Annotated in this window: 17 protein-coding genes; 8 read left to right on the forward strand and 9 right to left on the reverse strand. The window is 69.5% G+C overall.

Going from position 1 to position 20,089, the window contains the following annotated elements:
* Positions 1 to 156: 156 nt before the first annotated feature.
* From ACIRR8_RS22395 to ACIRR8_RS22405, 3 genes are all read left to right on the forward strand, one after another.
* Entirely contained in the window at positions 157 to 567 is a 411-nt protein-coding gene (locus ACIRR8_RS22395; RefSeq protein WP_404067500.1) for a YybH family protein, read from the forward strand.
* Positions 568 to 850: 283 nt separating this feature from the next.
* Entirely contained in the window at positions 851 to 2,023 is a 1,173-nt protein-coding gene (locus tag ACIRR8_RS22400; RefSeq protein WP_404067503.1) for an acyl-CoA dehydrogenase family protein, read from the forward strand.
* Between the two features lie 164 nt (positions 2,024 to 2,187).
* On the forward strand, positions 2,188 to 3,654 hold the full coding sequence (locus ACIRR8_RS22405; RefSeq protein ID WP_404067505.1) for a flavin monoamine oxidase family protein: 1,467 nt from the start codon (positions 2,188 to 2,190) through the stop codon (positions 3,652 to 3,654).
* Between the two features lie 147 nt (positions 3,655 to 3,801).
* Here ACIRR8_RS22405 and ACIRR8_RS22410 read toward each other — a convergent pair whose 3' ends face one another.
* Positions 3,802 to 4,566: an SDR family oxidoreductase gene (locus tag ACIRR8_RS22410; RefSeq protein WP_404067507.1), complete on the reverse strand. Its 765-nt coding sequence runs from the start codon at positions 4,564 to 4,566 to the stop codon at positions 3,802 to 3,804.
* A 97-nt stretch (positions 4,567 to 4,663) separates the two neighbouring features.
* The gene (locus ACIRR8_RS22415; RefSeq protein WP_404067510.1) at positions 4,664 to 5,911 is read right to left on the reverse strand and encodes a cytochrome P450; all 1,248 of its coding nucleotides are present in this window, start codon (positions 5,909 to 5,911) and stop codon (positions 4,664 to 4,666) included.
* Positions 5,912 to 6,907: 996 nt separating this feature from the next.
* Between ACIRR8_RS22415 and ACIRR8_RS22420 the strand changes: the two genes are divergently transcribed.
* Positions 6,908 to 7,789 (forward strand): NAD(P)-dependent oxidoreductase, encoded by an 882-nt coding sequence (locus tag ACIRR8_RS22420; RefSeq protein WP_404067513.1) that lies wholly within the window; start codon positions 6,908 to 6,910, stop codon positions 7,787 to 7,789.
* 72 nt (positions 7,790 to 7,861) lie between these two features.
* On the opposite strand, the gene ACIRR8_RS22425 is transcribed toward ACIRR8_RS22420, so the two are convergent.
* The 6 genes from ACIRR8_RS22425 to ACIRR8_RS22450 form a co-directional block, all read right to left on the reverse strand.
* Positions 7,862 to 9,190: a KamA family radical SAM protein gene (locus tag ACIRR8_RS22425; protein ID WP_404067516.1), complete on the reverse strand. Its 1,329-nt coding sequence runs from the start codon at positions 9,188 to 9,190 to the stop codon at positions 7,862 to 7,864.
* A 26-nt stretch (positions 9,191 to 9,216) separates the two neighbouring features.
* Positions 9,217 to 10,473 (reverse strand): pyridoxal phosphate-dependent aminotransferase, encoded by a 1,257-nt coding sequence (locus ACIRR8_RS22430; protein ID WP_404067519.1) that lies wholly within the window; start codon positions 10,471 to 10,473, stop codon positions 9,217 to 9,219.
* Positions 10,470 to 12,158 carry an AMP-binding protein gene (locus tag ACIRR8_RS22435; protein ID WP_404067522.1) on the reverse strand — a complete coding sequence of 563 codons (1,689 nt, stop codon included), beginning with the start codon at positions 12,156 to 12,158 and terminating at the stop codon, positions 10,470 to 10,472. The genes ACIRR8_RS22430 and ACIRR8_RS22435 overlap by 4 nt, the downstream gene beginning before the upstream one ends.
* 15 nt (positions 12,159 to 12,173) lie before the next feature.
* Positions 12,174 to 12,428, reverse strand: a complete 255-nt coding sequence (locus ACIRR8_RS22440; protein WP_128849608.1) for a phosphopantetheine-binding protein — start codon at positions 12,426 to 12,428, stop codon at positions 12,174 to 12,176.
* Entirely contained in the window at positions 12,418 to 13,491 is a 1,074-nt protein-coding gene (locus tag ACIRR8_RS22445) for a ketoacyl-ACP synthase III family protein (RefSeq protein WP_404067525.1), read from the reverse strand. Before ACIRR8_RS22445 ends, ACIRR8_RS22440 begins: the two co-directional genes overlap by 11 nt.
* A 286-nt stretch (positions 13,492 to 13,777) precedes the next feature.
* Positions 13,778 to 15,148 carry a BTAD domain-containing putative transcriptional regulator gene (locus ACIRR8_RS22450; protein ID WP_404067528.1) on the reverse strand — a complete coding sequence of 457 codons (1,371 nt, stop codon included), beginning with the start codon at positions 15,146 to 15,148 and terminating at the stop codon, positions 13,778 to 13,780.
* 461 nt (positions 15,149 to 15,609) lie between these two features.
* Between ACIRR8_RS22450 and ACIRR8_RS22455 the strand changes: the two genes are divergently transcribed.
* The 4 genes from ACIRR8_RS22455 (at position 15,610) to ACIRR8_RS22470 (ending at position 18,626) form a co-directional block, all read left to right on the forward strand.
* Positions 15,610 to 16,002, forward strand: a complete 393-nt coding sequence (locus ACIRR8_RS22455) for a YybH family protein (RefSeq protein ID WP_404067530.1) — start codon at positions 15,610 to 15,612, stop codon at positions 16,000 to 16,002.
* Positions 16,003 to 16,097: 95 nt separating this feature from the next.
* Positions 16,098 to 16,499 (forward strand): nuclear transport factor 2 family protein, encoded by a 402-nt coding sequence (locus tag ACIRR8_RS22460; RefSeq protein ID WP_319172740.1) that lies wholly within the window; start codon positions 16,098 to 16,100, stop codon positions 16,497 to 16,499.
* A 180-nt stretch (positions 16,500 to 16,679) separates the two neighbouring features.
* Complete coding sequence (locus ACIRR8_RS22465; protein WP_404067533.1) at positions 16,680 to 17,588, forward strand: NAD(P)-dependent oxidoreductase; 909 nt, start codon at positions 16,680 to 16,682, stop codon at positions 17,586 to 17,588.
* A gap of 177 nt (positions 17,589 to 17,765) precedes the next feature.
* Entirely contained in the window at positions 17,766 to 18,626 is an 861-nt protein-coding gene (locus ACIRR8_RS22470) for an NAD-dependent epimerase/dehydratase family protein (RefSeq protein ID WP_404067536.1), read from the forward strand.
* Positions 18,627 to 18,710: 84 nt separating this feature from the next.
* On the opposite strand, the gene ACIRR8_RS22475 is transcribed toward ACIRR8_RS22470, so the two are convergent.
* On the reverse strand, positions 18,711 to 19,886 hold the full coding sequence (locus tag ACIRR8_RS22475; RefSeq protein WP_404067539.1) for an acyl-CoA dehydrogenase family protein: 1,176 nt from the start codon (positions 19,884 to 19,886) through the stop codon (positions 18,711 to 18,713).
* Positions 19,887 to 20,089 lie beyond the last annotated feature (203 nt).

Below are 20,089 nucleotides of genomic sequence, written 5' to 3' on the forward strand. Positions count from 1 at the left end.
ACCGCGTACAGCCCCTGTGACCGGCCTGTTCCGGTCGCCGGCGGGGTCGCGGAGAGGTGTTACCGCACGATGGCCCGACGGTGTCACGCCCTCCCATACCTTCTCGGCACGTTGGTCCCCCGCATCCCATTCCATTCCGACCGGAAGAGCCGAGACATGACCGAGAACACCGCACCCGTCGAGCTGCCCAGCGAGATCGAGGAGCACCTTGATCACTATGTGGCCGCGTTCAACGCGGGCGACGCCGATGCCGTAAACAGCTGCTACACCGAGGACGCCGTGGGCGTATGGGAGATCGGCAACCCTCTCAACGGTGCGGCGCGGCGCGCTTTCCTCAAGGAATTCCTGGCTGAGCGCAAGCCGACCATCGACGCCGATGTGCGCGAGGCGTACGTGGCGGGCGACACCACGTTCCTGGTGGTCGACTGGACGATGCAGATCACCGGCGAGGACGGCGGCCGGGAGCATCTGCGAGGCGTCGGCCTCGACGTGCTGCGCCGCGTGGGCGACCAGTGGCTGTACGCGGTGGACCTGCCGTTCGGCGAGGAGCACACCAGCACGCGCTGACGGGAGACCGCAAGCCACGTTCCAGCCTCCGGCCTGCGCGCGAGCGGATCGATCCGCGCGACGCGCCGGCTTCCGGCTTCTGGCCGGATCCGTTGTCGGCTCGCGGGACGGAACCAACCGGATGCTCCGGCTCCGGCGCCGGAGAACAGCCGGTTAGCCGCCTGTTACCGACGATGGACGCCAACTTGCCGCCCAGGCAATAGGTTCGCGGCGCCCGCTGCCAAGGTGGCTTGTTCCAGTCACCTGAGGCCATGGGCGCCTGTACTTCCGAGAGAGGAAAGCAATGACATCCAGTCAGGCAGAGCAGGTCCTGAAGTCCGTACGGGAGATCATTCCCGCACTCCGGGCGGCCGGCGAGAAGGCGGAGGAGGACCGTTGGATCCCCGCTGAGAGCATCGCCCTGCTGGAGAAGGCGGGAGTGTTCCGCATCGCCACCCCGGCCCGGTTCGGCGGACTCGACCTCTCCGTCGGCGAGCAGGTGGAGATCCTGCGCGAGATCGGCCGCGGCTGCGGCTCCACCGCCTGGCTCGGCATGGTCTGGGTGTCGTCGGCAGGGCTGGTGACGCTGTACGGGGACAAGGCGCAGGAGGAGGTCTTCGCGGGCGGCTCGGTCCGCGTCTCCGGGGGCTTCACTCCCAGCGGCACGCTCACCCCCACCGAGGGCGGTTATGTGCTCAACGGCAGCTGGCGCTTCAACTCCGGCTGCAAGGCCGCCGACTGGAACCTGTCGGCGGCCATCGTCGAGAACGCCGACGGCAGCCACGACGAGGCGATCGCCGTCGTACCGCTGTCCGAGTACACGATCACGGACGACTGGAACACCTCGTCGGCCGCCGCCACCGGCAGTTGCACCACCACGGCCGAGAACGTCTTCGTGCCCGCCCACCGGGTCGTCGGCTACGGGGACGCGATCAGCAACACCACGCCGGGCCGCGATGCCGTGGTGACCCCCGGACGCCGCTACGGCCTGTTCACCTACATCATGGCCGAGTGCGCCGGCGCCGTCCTCGGCATCGCCCGGGGCGCGTATGAGCTGTTCCTCGAGCGCATCCCCGGCCGCGGCATCACCTACACGTCCTGGGACGACCAGAGCAAGCACCCGCTGACGCAGATCCAGGTCGCCACCGCGGCCAACAAGATCGCGGCGGGCGAGGCTCTGCTCACCGAGATCACCGGCCTCCTCCAGAAGTACGCCGACCAGGACGAGCAGCCCTCGCTGGAGGAGAAGGCCGACGTACGCGGTCGCACCGCCTTCGCCGTACAGCTGGCGAAGGAGGCGGTGGAGATCCTCTACACGGCCTCCGGTGCCACCGCGATCCAGCGCAGCGTGCCGATCCAGCGCTTCCACCGCGACATCCAGGGCCTCTCGCTGCACGCGCTGCTGCAGCCCAACACCAACCTCGAGGTACAGGGCCGCGTGCTGCTCGGCCTCGACCCCGAGACGCCGTTCCTCTGAGCCGAGGAACGCTCCGACCGCTCCCACCGCGCCGTTCCGAGCGCGCGGTGGGAGCGGTGCGCTCCGCTCGTCCGCCCGCGGTCGGGCGGAGCGCACCGCATGACATCTCCGCCACCTTGCACTTCTCTCCGTCCCGTTCTTCCGACCACTGGGGGGTCACCATCATGAGTACTGAAGAGACCGGCACCACCGACAGAGCCGTGTACCGACGTTCCGACCGGGGTATGCGTCGGCGCTCCGTCCTGAAGGTGGCCGCCGGTGCCGCCGCGATCGGCGGCCTGGGGTCCGCCGCCTCGATCGCCCGCGCCGACAGCCCGGACGCGCGGCTGGTCAAGCCGGGCTCCTACGACGTGATCGTCATCGGCGCCGGCTACGCCGGCGTCACGGCCGCCCGTGAGCTGCGCTCACGCGGGCTGCGACCGCTCATCCTGGAGGCACGCGACCGCATCGGCGGCCGGGCGTTCACCTCGACCTTCTGGGGCAAGCGGATCGAGCTCGGGGCCAACTGGTTCTCGCAGGACCAGACCCTGGTCATGAAGGAACTGCAGCGGTACGGCGTCGGTCTCGTCCCCGAGGGGCTGATGCCGCAGCGTGCCGTGTACCCGAACGGCACCGGCGGTTTCGAGAACCTGGACGCGATCGAGGCGTTCACGCACAACGACAGCCTGCTGGCCCGTCTCTTCGACGGCACCAGGACCTACTACCCGCGGCCGCTGGAGCCGCTGTACGCCGACGCGCAGATACGCGCGGTCGACGGCAAGTCGCTCCGGGATCGGATCAACGAGCTGAAGCTGTCGGCCCGTGACGAGCGGTGGGTGAGCAGCACGACCTCCGGCTACTCGGGCGGTAACAGCGCCGACGGCGGTCTCACCGCCCTCGGCGCGTGGTGGGCACTGGCCGGCCACACCCCCGAGGGCTGGCACTCCCTGATCGGCCAGGTGGCCACCAGTGGCACGAACGATCTGCTGAAGAAGATCCTGGCCGATGCCCAGGCGCAGATCGTCTACAACTCCCCCGCCACCAGCATCGCCGACGACGGCCGCACCGTGACGGTCACCGTGCGCGGCGGCACCACCTACTCGGCGCGGGCGGCGGTGGTCGCGGTTCCGGCCAACGTGTGGAAGGACATCTCCTTCCGTCCCGGTCTGCCGCAGATGCACGCCGAAGTCGCCAAACAGGGCAGCGGAGTGCCCATCAGCCGGAAGTTCTTCGCGAAGGTGAGTGGCAACTTCGGCCATGTCTCCGCCAACGGCCCCGAGGGCTTCCCGATCTCGGCGCTGTTCTCGTACCACGAGCTGCCGAACAACGAGCAGATGATGATCGGCTTCTGCTCGGACGCGGCCTTCGACCTCACCAACAAGGCGAAGGTCACGGAGACCGTCAAGCTCATGCTCCCGCAGGCGCAGGTCCTCGACATCAAGACCCACGACTGGGGCAAGGACCCGTACGCCCGCGGCGGCTGGGCGCTGCGTCGGCCGGGGCAGCTCACCCGTCACATGCCTGCCGTCCAGCAGCCGCACGGGCGTATCGCGTTCGCCAACGACGGCATCGCCAGCGGCTGGGTCGGATTCATCGACGGTGCCATTGAGACGGGCATACGGGCCGCGACCCAGACGGTGAGCAAGTTCTGACGGGACGCTCGCTAAGGGCCCGGAGCCGCTGCCGGCTCCGGGCCCATCCGTTCGGGTGTGTCACATCCCTCGCGTGCGTCGGCCCCGGCACGGATGTCCGTGCCGGGGCCGACGCATTGGCCGAGACGTCCTGGCGGACGCCGGTACTTACGCCTCCGGGTAGGAGAGGCCCGCGCCCAGACCACCGTCGACCGGAAGCCGGGCACCGGTCGTGTAGGTGGCGTCGGCGGCCAGGTAGATCGCGGCGCCGGCAACCTCCTCCATGGTGGCGTGACGGCGCATCGGCGTGATCGCGTCGCCGAGGTCGCTGAAGCCCTTCTTCTCCTCGTCGCTCAGGCCCGGGACACCCATGCTCGGGGTGTCGGTGAAGCCCGGGCTGACGGCGTTGACGCGGATCTTCTGCGGCAGGAGCTCCGACGCGAAGACCTTGGTGAGGGAGATACCCGCGGCCTTGGAGGCGGAGAAGACGCTCATGCCAGGCGTGCCGCCCTCGTCGGCGACGGAGCTCGTGTAGACGATGCCGCCGCCCTCGCGCATCAGCGGGGCAAGGCGCTTCGTGGTGAAGAACGCACCCTTGACATTGATGTTGAACTGCCGGTCGAACGACTCCTCGGTGACGATGCTGAACGGCTCCAGCACGGCCGTGCCGGCGTTCAGGAAGAGGTAGTCGAACTGGCCCAGCTTCTCCTCGACGGTCTTGCCGAGAAGGTCGATGGCGCCGAGGTCGCTGGTGTCGGAGCGGACGACGTGCGCGTTGGCGCCGAGTGCCGTCTTGGCCGCCTCGATGTTCTTCTCGTTGTAACCGGTGACCAGAACCTCGGCCCCCTCGGCGAGCAGACCCTTGGCGATGGTCTGGCCGATGCCGTGCGTACCGCCGATGACGACGGCCTTCTTGCCTGCGTACTTGGACATGTGTGGTAACTCTCCTTCAATGTCCCCGGCCGATCTGCCGGGGGGCTTGGTGACCGGGCGCGGTGGTCCGCGTCCGGAAGCTGTGGTGTCTTCGTCCCTACGGGCCGAGCAGTACCGGTAGTTCGCGGTGCCCGTTGGAGATGAACGATTCGAGGGGTGGAGGTTCCTCGCCCGGTCTCGCGAGCGCGAGGCCTGGAAAGCGGGCGAAGAGCGCCGGCAGCGCGATGGCTGCTTCGAGACGGGCGAGAGGGGCGCCGAGGCAGTGGTGCACACCGTGGCCGAAGGCCACGTGGTCGCGGCGTGTGGGGCGGGTCACGTCGAAGGTGTCCGCAGTGGCACCGTGCACCTTCGGATCACGGCCCGCCGCCGCGAAGGAGACGACGATGGGCTCGCCCCGCGCGATGGTGAGGTCGTCGAGGACGATGTCCTCGACGGCGTACCGCATCGGCAGATTGGCGAACGGGGCCTGGAGACGCAGGACTTCTTCGATCGCGTCCTCCCAGGGTACCTCGCCCGCTTGCAGAGCCTTCAGCTGATCGGGGTGGCTGAGCAGCGCGTACACGGCGTGGTCGAGCAGGTTGACCGTGGTCTCGTGGCCGGCCGTGAACATCAGCAGGACGGTGTCGACGAGTTCCCGCTCGGCCAGACCGACGCCGCCGTCCTCGTCGCGAACGGCGATCAGCTCACTGGTCAGGTCCTCGCCCGGACTGCGCCGCTTGACCGCGACGAGCTCGTTGAACAGCTCGTACAACCGGGTCTCGTTGGCCTTGGCGTCCTCCGCCGATGTGGAGGTCGCCAGCATCGTGTGGATGACCTGGAGCAGGTCGTCGCGGAACGAGTCGGGAACTCCGAGGAGCCGGCAGATCACGTGCGTCGGCACGGGATAGGCGAAATGCTTCCGCAGATCGACAGGTACCTCCCGCGCCTGTGAATCCAATGCTGCCAATTCGTCCAGAACGTCGGCGCATATCTCTTCTATGCGCGATCGCAGGGCGGTGGTGCGCCTTGCCGTGAATGCCTTGGCGACCAGTTTACGCAGTCGGCGGTGGTCCGGTCCGTAGGCCGTGATCATATTCCGGTCCGACACCCACATGGCAAGCGACCATGTTTGAGCGAGACCGCTCTCGCCGTTCTGCCATGCGGGCCAGTGCTGATAGGTGTCGCGCGACACCCTGGGATCCGTCAGCAGCTGCTTGAGAAGCTCCTGATCGGTGACCCACCAGGCCTTGACGCCCTCCGGCAGCTCCACCCGTGCGGCACGGCCACGCGCGCGCAGCGCGGTCGCCTCACCGTGGATGTCAGCACCGGACACGTCGATCGCGTACGGACACTGCTGTTGGGTCATCTCGGAACTCCCAGGTCGTCATACGACGTCGGCGCACCGAATCGTCGAAGGCGGCGATGCGAACGTATATGAGCGGCCAGGCCAGGCCGCTGTTGCCGAGTAATCGCCGGGTAATCCACCACGGCCGGCCTTCAGGCCGTCAGCTCGGTTACGGCACGGGCGCCTTGGGCCGCACTCCGCCCGGCGCCGCCCGCGGAGCGGGCCGGAACCGGCGCGGTGTCACCGCCGGCGAAGGCGGCCCCGCCCGAGCGGCGGAAGTTCCAGCCGCTCTCCATTTCCGCGAGACCCGTACCGGTGAGGATGGCGGCGCCCGTTTGCAGCGTTTCTGCCTCCGTGTGGCTGATTCCAGTCGATGCGCTTCCCCTGGCAGGCAGCGGTGCCACGGCGGTACCCGACTCGAGTGCGGAACGACGCGATATGTGCGCCCTACCGGGAAGTATGATCCTCAAAGACTTCATTCGCTTCCTCCTCGACGATGCTGTGCGTGGTCCAGGAATCGGGCTTTTCGCGCGCCCGAACAGTCAGCGAGAGTATCGGAGAAGTGACTGAAATCGATCGATGGATTTCCACTCCTCGCTCATCCCCCGTCCTCTCCGTTCCCACCAAGCGCTCTTCGCCGAGGTCACACCTGTCAATGACCGATCGGTGATCCACCCGCACTAAGATCGACTGCGCCCGAAGGTGAATTGCAGCCGCACCGGAGTCCGGAAGTGGCCTGGCGGACCGAGGACGAACGGGAGAGCATCGATATTCCGGCGGCTTCATGCCGACCGTGAGGGACAACCGCCTTCGACAGCACCGGCCCCCGCACCGGCGCCTGGTACTTCACCTGGCCGAAGCGCGTCCGGGGACAGGGGCCGACGGCAGGTCGTGTACGACGCGGTGACCGATCAGGCACAGCGTCCGCCGCCCTGCCTTCAGGCCGCTCCTCCGTGCCGGGCGCCGCACCTCCACCGCAGTTCTGGCCACCGAAGAACAACCATGAGGAGCAAGTCGATGTCGGACACGAACCAGACCCCGGTCACCGTCCTCGGTCTGGGCATGATGGGCGCCGCCCTGGCCACCGCCTTCGTGAAGAACGGCAACCGGACCACGGTCTGGAACCGCTCGGCCGACAAGGCCGAGGCACTCGTCCAGCAGGGCGCGGTACTCGCCCCCGACGTCAAGGACGCCATCGCCGCCAGCCCCGTCGTCGTGGCGTGCGTCTCCACGTACGACGTGCTCACCGAGCTGTTCACCGGCGCCCACGAGGAGCTTCGGGGCAAGGTCGTCGTCAACCTCACCTCGGGCACTCCCGACGAGGCGCGCTCCTTCGCCGCCCGGGCCCAGGAGATCGGCGTCCGTTACCTGGACGGTGCCGTCATGGCCGTCCCGCAACTGATCGGCCTGGAGCACGCGCTGGTCCTCTACGCCGGTTCGCAGGAGCTGTTCGCCGAGCACGAGGAGCTGCTGAAGCTGCTGGCCGGCAACAGCGTCCATCTCGGCGAAGACGCCGGTGTCGCGATGATCTACGACCTCGGACTGCTCTCGCTCCTGTGGTCCACCCTCGCGGGCTACACCCACGCTGTGGCGCTTGTGCGGACGGCCGGTGCGTCGGCGGAGGCGTTCACGCCGTTCGCCTCCACCTGGCTCGAACACGTCATCGCCCCGGCACTGCCGCAGAGCGCCAAGGAGATCGACGCGGGCGACTTCGCGACCGAGGTCGCCAGCCTCGACACGAACAAGGCCGCGATCGCCCACCTGGTCGCCACGAACCGGCAGCTCGGTGTCGAGAACGACTTCACGGCCGCCATCCAGGCGCTGATCGAGCGCCGCGTCGGGCAGGGCTTCGGTGCGCACAGCATCGCCAGCCTCGTCGAGGCGTTCAAGAAGGACTGACCGCCTCACCGGGGCCACCCGCTGGGCGGGGCCCGGCATACGTGCCGGGCCCCGCCCAGCGGGGTCGCCGAACTACACGCGCTCCAGTGCCGGCTCGAAGGGGAAGCGGTCGGCGAACGCCGGCTTCAGATCGTCGAGCCACACCGCGTTCGGGTCGTACGCGGCGAAGAACGGCCGGCCCACCAGCGACGCGTCCCGGGCCTGCAACAGCCTGAGCACGAACACCTTCTGATCGGCGATCTCCGCGACCCCGTCCACGCACACCTTGCCCGGTGTCGCCGACATCGAGGGCCCGCGGACGGTCCGGCAGAGACCGGACACGCCCCGGTACGCCTCCTGGAATATGTCATGGGCCCGCGCGAGGGGGACGGCGAAGTAGTCCTGGGGCCCGGTGTCCCGCTCGACGAACAGGTAGTACGGCACCATGCCGAGGGTCGTCTGCCGGCGCCACATCGAGCGCCACGTCTCCGGGTCGTCGTTGATCGTGCGGATCAGCGGGGCCTGGGTCCGGATGACCGAACCCGTCTCCTGCACGCGGCGCACGGCCGTGGCGACCACCTCGGGCTCCAGCTCGCGCGGGTGGGTGAAGTGGGCCATGAAGGCGAGGCTCTTGCCCGCCGCCGTCACCTTCTCGAAGAGGCGCAGCATCTCGTCGGCACCGCTGTCACCGACGAAGGTGTCAGGCCAGTACGCGAGGGACTTGGTGCCGATCCGGATGGTCTCCAGCTGCTCCAGGGCGAGCAGCGGTTCGACGTACCGGGCGAGGACGGAGGCGGACATGATCATGGGGTCGCCGCCGGTGAACAGGACGCTGGTGACCTTCGGGTGTGCCCGCAGGTACGTGGCGAGCGAGTCGCCCTCCTCACCGGCCATCTTCAGATCGGGTTCACCCACGAACTGCGCCCAGCGGAAGCAGTACGTGCAGTACGCGTGGCACGTCTGCCCCTGTTTGGGGAAGAAGAGCACCGTCTCGTCGTACTTGTGCTGCACTCCGGGCAGCGTCCCGTCTCCGAAGGACGGCACGTTGAGCTCCAGCTGTCCCGCGGGGTGCGGATTCAGCCGCGCGCGCACCTGGTTGGCGGCCGCGTTGACCTCGCGTCGGGGCGCGTCGGAGCGCAGCAGCCCGGCGATGTGGGAGACGTCCGCCTCGGGCAGCATGTCCGGCTGCGGGAAGACCAGGCGGTAGATGGGGTCGTCGGGCGCCCGGTCCCAGTCGATGAGCTCGTCGAGTACATAGGGGTTGGTGCGGAAGGGCAGCACCGTGGCCACGGCGCGCGCCGCGAGCCGTTCGTCGGGCCCGAGCCCTGCGCGCGAGAGCAGCTGGTCCAGGTGGGCGGCGGTGTAGGCACGGAATTTGCGGGGGCTTGTCGCCCCGGTATGTGGTTCGTTGGCCGAAGGCACGCTGATACCGGTCCTTGTCTGCGCGTCTAGCGGAACAGTCGGACGAGCGACTCTTCCCAACGGGAGAGCGCTTGGGAGACGTAGGGAAGCTGGAGCGGATCAGCCGCGTCGAGCGCTTCCTGCTGTGCCTCTTCGGTCGGTCCGTAGAGCTGGCAGGTGGCGATCCGGAAGCGCAGCGCCTGCGGCAGGTCACCCAGGTGGTGCCCGCCGAGCACGGCTACTCCGGTGTGCTCCAGGAAGCGGTGTGCCAGAGACGCGGAGTCGGTGACCCCGTGCTCGGCGAGCGCGTCGCGAAGCGGCTCCAGGTCGGGATAGAGGTAGAAGGCCCCGGTGGGCGGGCGGCAGGCGCCGCCGGCTTTGACCAGGATCTCGTGGGCCCGGCGCGCCACGATGCCGTGCAGCCGGGTCGAGCGGGCGATGTGCTCGGTCAGCTCCGGCGGCTCGTCGAAGGCGTAGGCCGCCACCTCCTGCATGGGGCCGGCCAGGTTGGACCACACCTCGCTGGCGGCCGCGGCCACCGCGGCGCGGATGTCCTCGCCTAGGGGCCCTTCCGGGAACCGTGCGGCACCGATGCGCCAGCCGCCGATGGCGAGGTTCTTGCTGAGGCCCGTGGTGACGACGGTCCGCTCCGGCGCGATCTCCGCGGGGCTGAGGAACGGCTCGCGTGGATCGTGCAGGACATCCCGGTAGATCTCATCGGAGATGATGACCAGATCCAACTCCTGCGCCAGGGCGCAGAGTTCTCGGACGAGCGCCGGCGGGGCGTGCGTTCCCGTGGGGTTGTCGGGCAGGGTGAGGATCATGATGCGCGGGTTCGCGCCGGCGGCCCGCGCGTCCTCGACGACGCCGCGCAGGAGGGCCGGGTCGGGGACGCCGCCGCAGGCTTCGGGGATGGGCACGGGGTGGACCCGCTTGCCCAGCGCGACGGCCTGCGGCACGTAGGTGTTCCAGGCGGGCCGCGGTACGACCAGGTCGCCCGGCAGCGACATCTGCAGCGCCATCAGCAGCGGTTTGCTGCCGGGGGCGAGCACGATCTGTCCGGGGTCCGTGGGCAGCCGCCGGCGGTCGAACCAGCCCGCCACCGCCCGGCGCGCCGCGAGGCCTCCGACGACCGGGCCGTACGCGGAGTTCTTCGCGCCCGCCATCAGCCGTTCGATCAGGGCGGGAAAGACCGGCAGTCGCGACTCGCCGAAGCCCAGGTGGAGGATGTCCTCGCCCCGTGCCTTGCGCTCGATGATCAGCTGGTCGAGCGCCATGTTCGGAGAAATGCTCCTGGTGGTCATGCGAGGCCCTCCCCGGCCGTGTGCTTCGCCGCGAACCGCTGCCGCAATCCGGACCGGTCGATCTTTCCGTGGCTGTTGAGGGGCAGTTCGTCCAGGACATGCACCCGCTCGGGCACCATGTAGCTGGGGAGCGTGCGGGTGCAGAGCAGGCGGAGCGCGGACTCGTCCGGAGTGCTGCCACCCGCCGTTTCGTCATCGGTCGCCACGAACGCGGCGAGCGTCTGATCGCCGTCGGCGCCGGTGTCGAGCAGCAGGGTCGCCGCGAGGGTCACCCCCGGGGCGGCCATGAGGCACCGGTCGATCTCGCCCAGGTCGACGCGGTTGCCGCGGACCTTCACCAGCGAGTCCGCGCGGCCCCGGTAGTACAGCTGCCCGTCCTCGCCTCGTTCCGCCAGATCCCGCGTGCGGAACACCACTTGACCGGACTGCGGGCACTGCGGGTCGGGAACCAGGGCGGCACGGGTGGCGTCCGGGTCGTTCCAGTAGCCGCTGAACAGCGCCGGACTGTGCAGGTGGATCTCACCGACCACGCCGCTCTCGCGCACCACGCGCCCCTCGTCGTCGACGAGGACCATCTCGGCGCCGGGGTGGGCCCGCCCGATCGACAGCCGCTCGACGTCGTCGGGCAGGGGGTTCGGCACCTGGGTGAAGGAGGCCGCGACGGACTCGGTGGACCCGTAGCAGTTGACGATCCTCAGGTCCGGCCGGGCTTTGCGCAGGGCGCGCAGCTCGGGCAGCGGGAACTCCTCGCCGGAGTACAGCACACCGCGCAGGTTCTCCAGCGCGGCGAGCCGCTCCGGCTCGTACCGCAGCACGTTGCGCCAGATCGACGGCGCTCCGTCTACCTGGGTCGCGCCGGTGTCGGCGAGGAAGCGCAGCAGCCTGCGCGGCCAGGGCAGCAGATCACGCGGTACGGGTATCAGCGCGGCACCGCTGCCCAGCGCCAGTCCGGCGTCGAGGAGGGAGAAGTCGAACTGGAGCGGGGCGGTGGAGGCGACGCGGTCCTCGGGACCGACGATGTCGTGGGCGAGCATCCCGCGGAAGAAGGAGGTGATGGCTCGGTGGTTCATCACGACGCCCTTGGGAGCGCCCGTGGTACCGGAGGTGAAGATGACGTAGGCCGGGTCGGTGCAGGCGAGTTCGGTGCGCCGGTGGCCGGCGTCCACCGCGGCGGGCGGCCGCAGCACGGTGAAGCTCCCCGGTCCGAAGACGGCCAGGCCGACGGACTCGGGTGTCTCACGGTCCGGCGCGGTGTCCGCGCGCAGGTGCAGGACCGGTTCGGCGGCCGCGGTGACGGCGTTGATCCGCTCGTCGGGCGCCTGCGGACCCACCGGGACGAACGGCGCGCCGAGGGAGGCGCAGGCGATCAGCAGCGCGAGCGCCGGCCCGGAGGCGTCGGACTCCACGATCACCCGGTCGCCGATGCCGATGCCGAGTGCGCTCAGCTCCGCCGCGTACCGCTCCGCCTGCTCCCGGAGCCGGCGGTACGAGGTCGCCTGCGGTGTTCCCTCGGCGGAGAGCCCGATCACGGCGGGGCGCTCCGGTGTGACGGCGGCCGACTCCAGCAGGAACTCGTGCAGGAACTCGCTCGTGCGGCCGGTGGCCCCGTCCCCCGGAATGGCCCGGGCCGCGTGGGGCGTCCGGCTCTCCGGTCTCTCCCGGGCTTCTTGGACTGTGTCCAGCATGCTGTCTCCTCGGATTCAGCCGGTCGCCGACGCAGTGTCCATGCGCACCACGAGGTCGGCCATGGCGTCGATGCTGCGGAAGCTGCTCATCTGCAACTCGCGGTCCGGCACCTCGAATCCGAAGGTGCGCTCGACGAAGCGGACGAGTTCCATGGTGAAAAGGGACGTGGCGAGGCCGGTGGCGAAGATGTCCTGGCCGTCCTCGACGGTTTCGTCGGGGAAGCGCCGTGCGAGGAAGGCCCGTATCGTGGCCGCTGCTTCAGCGCGCACCGTTCGCCTCCGTCAGGCCGGCCGAGGCGGTCCAGTGGGGGGTCTCCTGGATCTCCAGCACCGCGCAGCCGAAGCTCCAGCCGCCGCCCGTGCCGACGAGGACGACCTTGTCCCCCGGACCCACGGCCTGGGTCTCCAGGAGGTGGTTGAGTCCGGCGATCTGGTCACCGCCGCCGAGGTGACCGACCTGACGGCCCCAGTCCCATGTCGTGCGGGAGCGGTCGATGCCGAGCGAGGCCATCAGCTCCCAGTCGAAGAGCTTGCTGCCGACGTTCGGGTAGACGAACCGGGCCACGTCCTCGATACGGATGCCGGCCTCGTCGAGCGTCAGGTCGACGCACTCCTGCTGGCGCTTGTCCAGGTTGATCAGGACAGCCATCAGGTCCACGCCCTGCGCCAGGTACTGCTCCTTGCGCGGCAGCAGGTTCACGGGCCAGCCGGCCGGGTCGCTGTGATCGGTCCACGGGGTGTCGCCGCGCCAGAACCCTTCGTGCGCGGCGTCGCTGATCACGTTCGAGGCCTCCAGCCGGGCGACGCCGCCGCCCCGGCTGAGGACCAGGCCGGTCGCACCGTCCGAGAGGACGATGCCGCTGTCGGTGCGGTACCGGTCGAACTGCGGGAGGGCGAACTTGTCCCCGGTGGTGACGAGGGCGGCCGCCGGTGCCGGGCGTGAGGCGACGTACGCGGCGGCGAGGTCGAGCGCCGCCATGCCGCCGTTGGACGCCTGCCCCACGGTCACGGCCGACGCCCCGTGGCGGCCGAGCACCTGGCCCTGGATGTACGAGGCGGGGGTGGAGAGGTCGAGGCCCTGGAACCCGACGCCCGCCGCGGCGACCAGGACGACGTCGGCGGGTGCGATACCGGAGCGGCTCATCGCCTCGGTCGCGGCCGCCGCGGCCATGCCTGGCGGGAATTCGTCGGGGCCGGCCACCCGCACGGCCAACAGGTCGTCCGTCTCGGCCTCCGCGGCGTCGTACCGGCCGTCGGCGACGGCCTCCGCGACCTTCTCCTCAGCGCATAGGTACGACGCGGTCCCCGCGACGTACACGTCGTTCCACTTCATCCTGACTCCTCATACTGATGACGCCCGACAAGGCCGGGACGCTAGTCGGAACCGCCCGATGTGACCCCATCACCCAAGAAGCAGTGGGTAATCGGACAACCATGGGCACGTCACTGAATCGCAAAGTTTCGCCGGTCGCGCGGCGGAGCCGCTGAGGTCACGAGGGGGCGCAGCACCGCGGAGCTGCGAAAACCCCGGACAGCGCATCCTGAACCGAGCCCGGCGGGTGGGTAGTGCACTGACGGTTCACGATCGTCGCCAACGACCGTTTTCCGTCAGTCATCCATCACGCGGCCGATGCGCCGCCCATGCGGGTCGCCTGATGTCCCGACAGTTCGGGATGGCGTTCCCAGGCGGCCGACCGGGCCAGCGCCTTGCGGGTGGCGGGACAGATCTGGATCTCTCCCTCCGGTGCCTGGGCCAGCATCGTCTGGGCGATGTGCGGCAGCATGCCGCTGACCGACAGGGAGGTGGCCCCGCCCTCCGCTCCGCGGCGGCGCACCAGGGCCTCGCCGGTCACGACCGCGGCAGTGACCGCGGCGCCGCCCGGCACGGCCGACCCGGATGTCCGGGCGAAGACGTCGCACACGGCGGTGGCCGTACGCACCGCGCGCTCGGCATGGTCGGTGGAGTACGGGCGGCCGGGAAAGAGACCGAGGATGTCGGTACCCAGCGCGGCGACGACGGTTCCGCCCCTGCTTTCGATCTCCTGACGGATACGCAGGTCCACCTCGTCGAGCACGAGGTCGGTCTCGCGCGGTTCGCCGACGGGCCGGTCGAATCCGGCCCGCACCAGCACGACGCTGACGTGCCGGCGGGCCGGAGGGTCGGGGACGACGGCCGGAGCGGCGATGCGGACGGGGGGCTGCTGAGTGGGGTGGAGCGCCGGGTCGTGCTCCAGGATGGCCTGGTGGAGCAGGCGCAGCTCCCGGCTCGGCTCCAGGCCGAGGTCCTCGACCAGGGAGGCCCGCAGGCGCCGGTAGACGCCGAGCGCGTCGGCCTGTCTGCCGCAGCGGTACAGGGCCCGCATCAACTGGCCGCAGGCGCGTTCGCGCAGCGGCTCGTTCTCCACGAGCGTTGCTATCTCGCCAAGGACCGAGGCGTGCCGCCCGCACTCCAGCTGGGCCTCGAACCAGTCCTCCAGGACGTCGAGTCGGGCGTTCTGCACGGTCGTCACCTCGGGCCAGACGATGCCGACCTCGGTAAGGTCCGACAGCACGGCACCGCGCCACAGCTTCAGGGCCGACTCCAGGTGCCGGGCCGCCTCCTCGGGTGCGCCCGAGGCCAGATGCGCCCGGCCCTCGGTCGCCATCTGCCGGAAGAGGTGCAGATCGATGCGCTCGGGCGCGACCTCCAGGGTGTAACCGGGCGCCCGGGTGCTCAGCGTCACCCCGTCCCGCCCCTCCTCGTTGAGCACGGAGAGTCTCCGGCGCAGCCCCCAGACGGCGTTCTGCAGGATTTTCCGGGCGGTGACCGGGGTCTCCTCCTCGTTCCACAGCGCCGTGAGAAGGCGGCTGGTGGGCACCACGCGGCCCGGCTGCAGCAGCAGGAGGCCCAGCGTCGCGCGCTGTTTGCTGCCTCCCAGGTCGACCGGCCGGCCGTCGACGACGACCTCCAACGGCCCGAGCATCCGGAACCACATACCTATCCCCCGCATCTGGTGGTGTTCTCCCCCGACACCTGCCCGCGGGCGCAGACAGGGGTCACCCGAAGGCAGCGCCCGGCACGGCTCGCGAGCAGAAGCTCGACTCTCACAATACAAACCAATGGTTCGGTTTCTGCAAGGGTTAGGTATCTTCCCTCGACGGCGGACCGCTTCGGAGTCTCGTCCGGGGCATCCTGACAACCTCTGGTCGCACACCGTCTGAACAGCAGGTTCATGCTGTGTGAGCGCTCCGGGCGGCGGCGCGCCGGAGCTTTTCGGACGGGCTCCGGTGCGCCAAAAAATTTGGAACGACCGTTCTTTTTATGGGATCTCCGGTGCAGGCCGGGGCCGTGGCCGGCCTCGTTGACCCTCAGTGACTGAGCGATGGGACACCCGCCCCTACGTTGGCCAGACGCCTGGGAGGTTCCTCAGGGGACCTCGTGGACCCTCATGCAATAGGAGTGATCTTCTCCATGGCAGCCTCCACCGACGCGCTCACCGCGGAAGTCCTCGAGCACGCCCAGAATTACGTGCGAGCCTTCAACTCGCACGACCCCGCCATCCTCGAACAGCACTACACCGAGGACGCGGTCACGGCCTGGGAGAAGGGCAAGGCCATCAGCGGCAAGGCCCGCCAGGACGAACTCGCCGAATTCCTCGCCCAGAAGCCCACCATGAAAATCAACGTCCTGGAGTCGTACGTGACTTCGGACACGGCTCTGCTGGTCGTGGACTGGACCATCGACCTCGCGGAGGTGAAGGAGGGCCCGGCTCACCACGCGGGCATCGGTCTCGACGTGCTGCGTCGCGGCACCGACGGCATATGGCGTTTCGCCATCGACAACCCGCACGGCAAGGACATCTGACGCCGCTGCACCGCTGATCGGCACCGCCTTCGCGGGCCGGCGCACCCACAGTAGTTTCCCGATGAATTCAGCCAAGGAATAAGGACGTTCTCACCATGAGCGAAACGCTCGGCATCGACCTGACCCTCACCGACGACCCCGACCAGCAGAACGAGGTCTTCCTCAACGCGTTCAACTCCGGCGAAGGCGCCATCTTCGACCAGCTCTACCGCGACGACGCCGTCTCCAACCTCACCGGAACCCCCCTCACCGGCACCGCCCGCACCGAAGCCATCACCGCCTTCCTCGCCACCAAGCCCGCCCTCACCTCCAAAGTCCTCCACTCCTTCCGCACCAACGACACCATCCTCCTCATCGTCCGCTTCCACCTCGAAATCCCCACCCCCGACGGCACCAACATCATCGACGGCATCTGCACCGACGTCCTCGTCCACGACACCAACGGCAACTGGATCATGGCCGTCGACCGCCCCGTCGCCGACGAACCCACCGCATAACACCTCTCGGCCGTGCTCACGCGCACGGTGAGGACAGGCCCCGCCCGCCGCGGGGCCTGTGCTGTTTGCGGCTGCGGCCGACGGCGTTCCATCGTGCGCCAACTCCCGGGCAACCCGCAGGACATCCTCCGCTCCGGGCCCTCTTGCGGTGCGGTCCGACGAGGACGGAGGCTGCCTCGTATGACCACTCAGCCCAAAGCCCGGAAGACCTCCGTGACCGTGCTCGGACTCGGCAGCATGGGCCAGGCCCTCGCCGGGGCGTTCCTGCGGGCCGGCCACCCCACCACCGTCTGGAACCGCTCACCGGAGAAGGGCGAGGAGCTCGTCTCCCAGGGGGCGACGCTCGCCGCCACTCCCGGCGATGCCGTGCGCGCGGGTGAACTCGTCTTGATCTGCGTGATCGACTACGACAGCGCCGATGCCGTGCTCGAAACCGTGGACACCGCGGACCTCGCCGGACGCCTCCTCGTCAATGTCGCCACCAGCACCTCCGAGCGTTCTCGTGAGTTCGGTGACTGGGCCGCCAAGCACGAGATCGACTACCTCGACGGCGCCATCATGATCGGTCCGAACTTCATCGACACCCCGGACTCCCTGGTCTTCCTCAGCGGCTCCCGCACCGGCTACGACACCCACCACGCGGTGTTCGACGCCCTGGGCGGCCGCGTCCGGTACGTCGGCGAGGACCCCGGCTTCGCCGCCCTCTACGACATGTCCCTGCTCGACTTCCTGTGGACCGGCATGTCGGGCATGATGCACGCTTTCGCCCTGGCGGGCAGCGACGGTGTGAAGGCCGCCGACTTCGCCCCGTACCTCGATGTCATGCTGGACACCGTCAGGATGCTCGCGCCGGACACCGCGCGGGAGATCGACGAGGGCGCCTATCCGGGCGGCGGCGAACTGCTGACCATGCGGTGCTCGAACGTGGACGACATCATCCGCGCCGCCGAGCTGCGCGGCGTCGACACGGCCGTGCTGCGCGCCGTCGCCTCCGTCGAGCACCGGGCCAAGGCCCTGGGCCACCGGGGAGCGACCTCCAGTTACACCGCCACCTACGAGGCCGTGCGCCGAGGCCGCGCCACGGAGTGAGACCGTTGGTACGCGGGCCACGGGGTGGACTCCGGGATTCCGGGGTCCACCCCGTCAACCGCTCGCACACTCCGGTGGAACTGTGCTCGGCCGGGGAGAGGAAACCGCAGTTCACGGAAGTGGCAGAGCATTCCGAACTCCCTTGAAGCGAGGGCGGAATGCCGCTGGACTGAAGGCATGAATCAGAATCCGGCAGTGGTCATCGGCGGTCATGGCAAAGTCGGCCGTCATCTCGTGCCCGCCCTTCAGAGACGTGGCATACCCGTCCGCGTCGCCTCACGCTCCGGCGCCGCCTACTTCGACTGGTTCGACCGCTCCTCCTGGGCTCCCGCGCTCGCCGGCGCCCGTTCCGCCTATGTCGTCCATCTACAGAATCTGCCGAGCCCCGACGCACCGGAACGGCTGAGCGCCCTGTGCGAGGTGGCCGTCGCGGAGGGCGTCCAGCGCCTCGTCCTGCAGTCGGCTCGCGGCTGGCCCGAAGCGGCCCCCACCGAGAACGCCGTCATCGGAGCACCCGGCCTCTCCACCGCCGTTCTGCGGTCCGCCTGGTTCGCACAGAACTTCAGTGAGGCCCTCCTCCTTCAGCCGCTGCTCGCCGGAGAGGTGCGGCTGCCGACCGGGGACGGCCTGGAGGCGTTCGTCGACACCCGGGACGTCGCCGAGGTGGCCGCCGTGCTGCTGACCGAGGAAGGACACCACGAGCATGTCTACGAGGTGACCGGGCCCGGCTTGATGACCTTCGGCGACGCCGTGGCGAGGATCGCCGAGGTCTCCGGACGCGACTTCCGCTTCACCTCGCTCACCGTCGAGGAGTTCGTCCAGGAGCTACGGGCCAAGGACGTCCCCCCACTGTGCTGGTACATGGAGAAGGAGGAGTTCGTGCAGATGGAGGCGGTCCTCATGAGCCATGTACGCGAAGGCTTGACCAGCAGTGCGATGGACACCGTGCGCCGGCTGCTGGGCCGTGAGCCCCGCGACTTCGAGACCTACGCGAAGGAGACGGTGGCTACCGGGGTGTGGGACGGCCCCGCGGCATAGCCACCGGCGCCGGGAAACGGCGCGGGCCCGGCCGGCGGTCTCCCCGTCGCCCGAGCCCGCGCCGTTTCCCGCGTCCACCGCCGGTCAGAGGTAGTCGTTGCCCGGTTCGAGACCGAGGAGAACGCGTCCTTGGACCTCGTAGTTGGCCACCGGGGCCATGAGGCCGTGCGCCGAGAGCGCCAGGATGTCCCGCTGGATGCGCTGAAGGGCGCCGCTGCGCAGGATGGTGGAGGCGGGGCTGAGCGTGTAGAGGAGGTCGGCCGCCTCCTTCGTCGTCTGCACGATGTAGGCGATCTGGCCACGGATGCGGGCCTTCTCCTCGACCGTCAGCGGCCGCCCTTCGTCGGCCTGCTCCTGGAGGAGTGCCACGAAGGACGCCTGCAGGGTCTCGCTCGCCGCGATCTTGTTGGCGGCGACGGCCAGCTGGACCTGGAGATGCGGGTGCTGGTTCTGCTCGGTCCAGTTCGAGTAGGCGATGCCCTTGCCCGGGGCCTTGGCCACGAACGTGTCGAGCGCCGCCTTGGCGAGACCGGTGAAGACCGAGGTGCTGACCGCGAGGATGTAGCTGAGCAGGTGGTAGTTGCGCCCCTTGACGTCCGCGTTCCAGCGGTCGCGGGTCGCCGACTCGTACGCCTCGGCACCGACCACCCGGTGGGAGGGCACGAACACGTCCTCGGCGGAGGAGGTGACACTGCCGGTGCCGGCCGCCCCGAAGACGTCCCAGTCGTCGCCGATGGTGAGGTCGGAGGTCGGCACCAGCGGGTACAGGTCCTCGAACCGGCCGTCCTCGTGCTCCACCAGGGCGGCGCACACGTTCCACTCGGCGCCCCGGACACCGGTGTTGAACCGCCAGCTGCCGCTCAGCAGGTAGCCGCCCTCGGTCGGCACGAGCGTGCCGGAGGGCGTGAAGCCTCCGGACATCCGCACCCGGCCGGTGGCGAAGGCCTCCTCCTGGGTCCGGTCCGGGTACAGGGTGGCCATCCAGGCCGTGGTGATCCAGACCGAGGTGACCCAGCCCGTGGAACCACAGGCCCGCGCCACCTCGTCGACGACCGCCGTCTGCTGGGCGGCGGGCAGGTCGGTGCCGCCGAACCGTGCGGGTACCGCGATGCCGAAGACCCCTGCCTTCTCCAGCAGTTCGATGTTCTCGTCGGGTATCCATCCTTCCCGGTCCGCACGCGCGGCGTTCTCCCGCAGCGTCGGTGCGATGCTCCGCACCGCGTCGAGCACCGTCCGGAATGTGTCGTCGGCAGTGGTCATCCGATCCACCTCTCTTGGCTGTTGGCGTGTTTCGATGGCGTGCCCTGTCGGGGCCGGCCGTGGCCGGCCCCGGGGAGGATGGGTCCATGGGCCCGTACGGCGTCGGAAGGCCGCCCCGGTGCTGCCATAGGGGTCCCCGGGGCGGAGGGTTCCGTCGCGCCCCGCCCCCCCCGGGGGGGGCCCGGCGCGACCGGCCGCGCCGA

The sequence above is a fragment of the Streptomyces sp. NPDC101178 genome, from assembly GCF_044767965.1.
Taxonomy (GTDB): Bacteria; Actinomycetota; Actinomycetes; order Streptomycetales; family Streptomycetaceae; genus Streptomyces.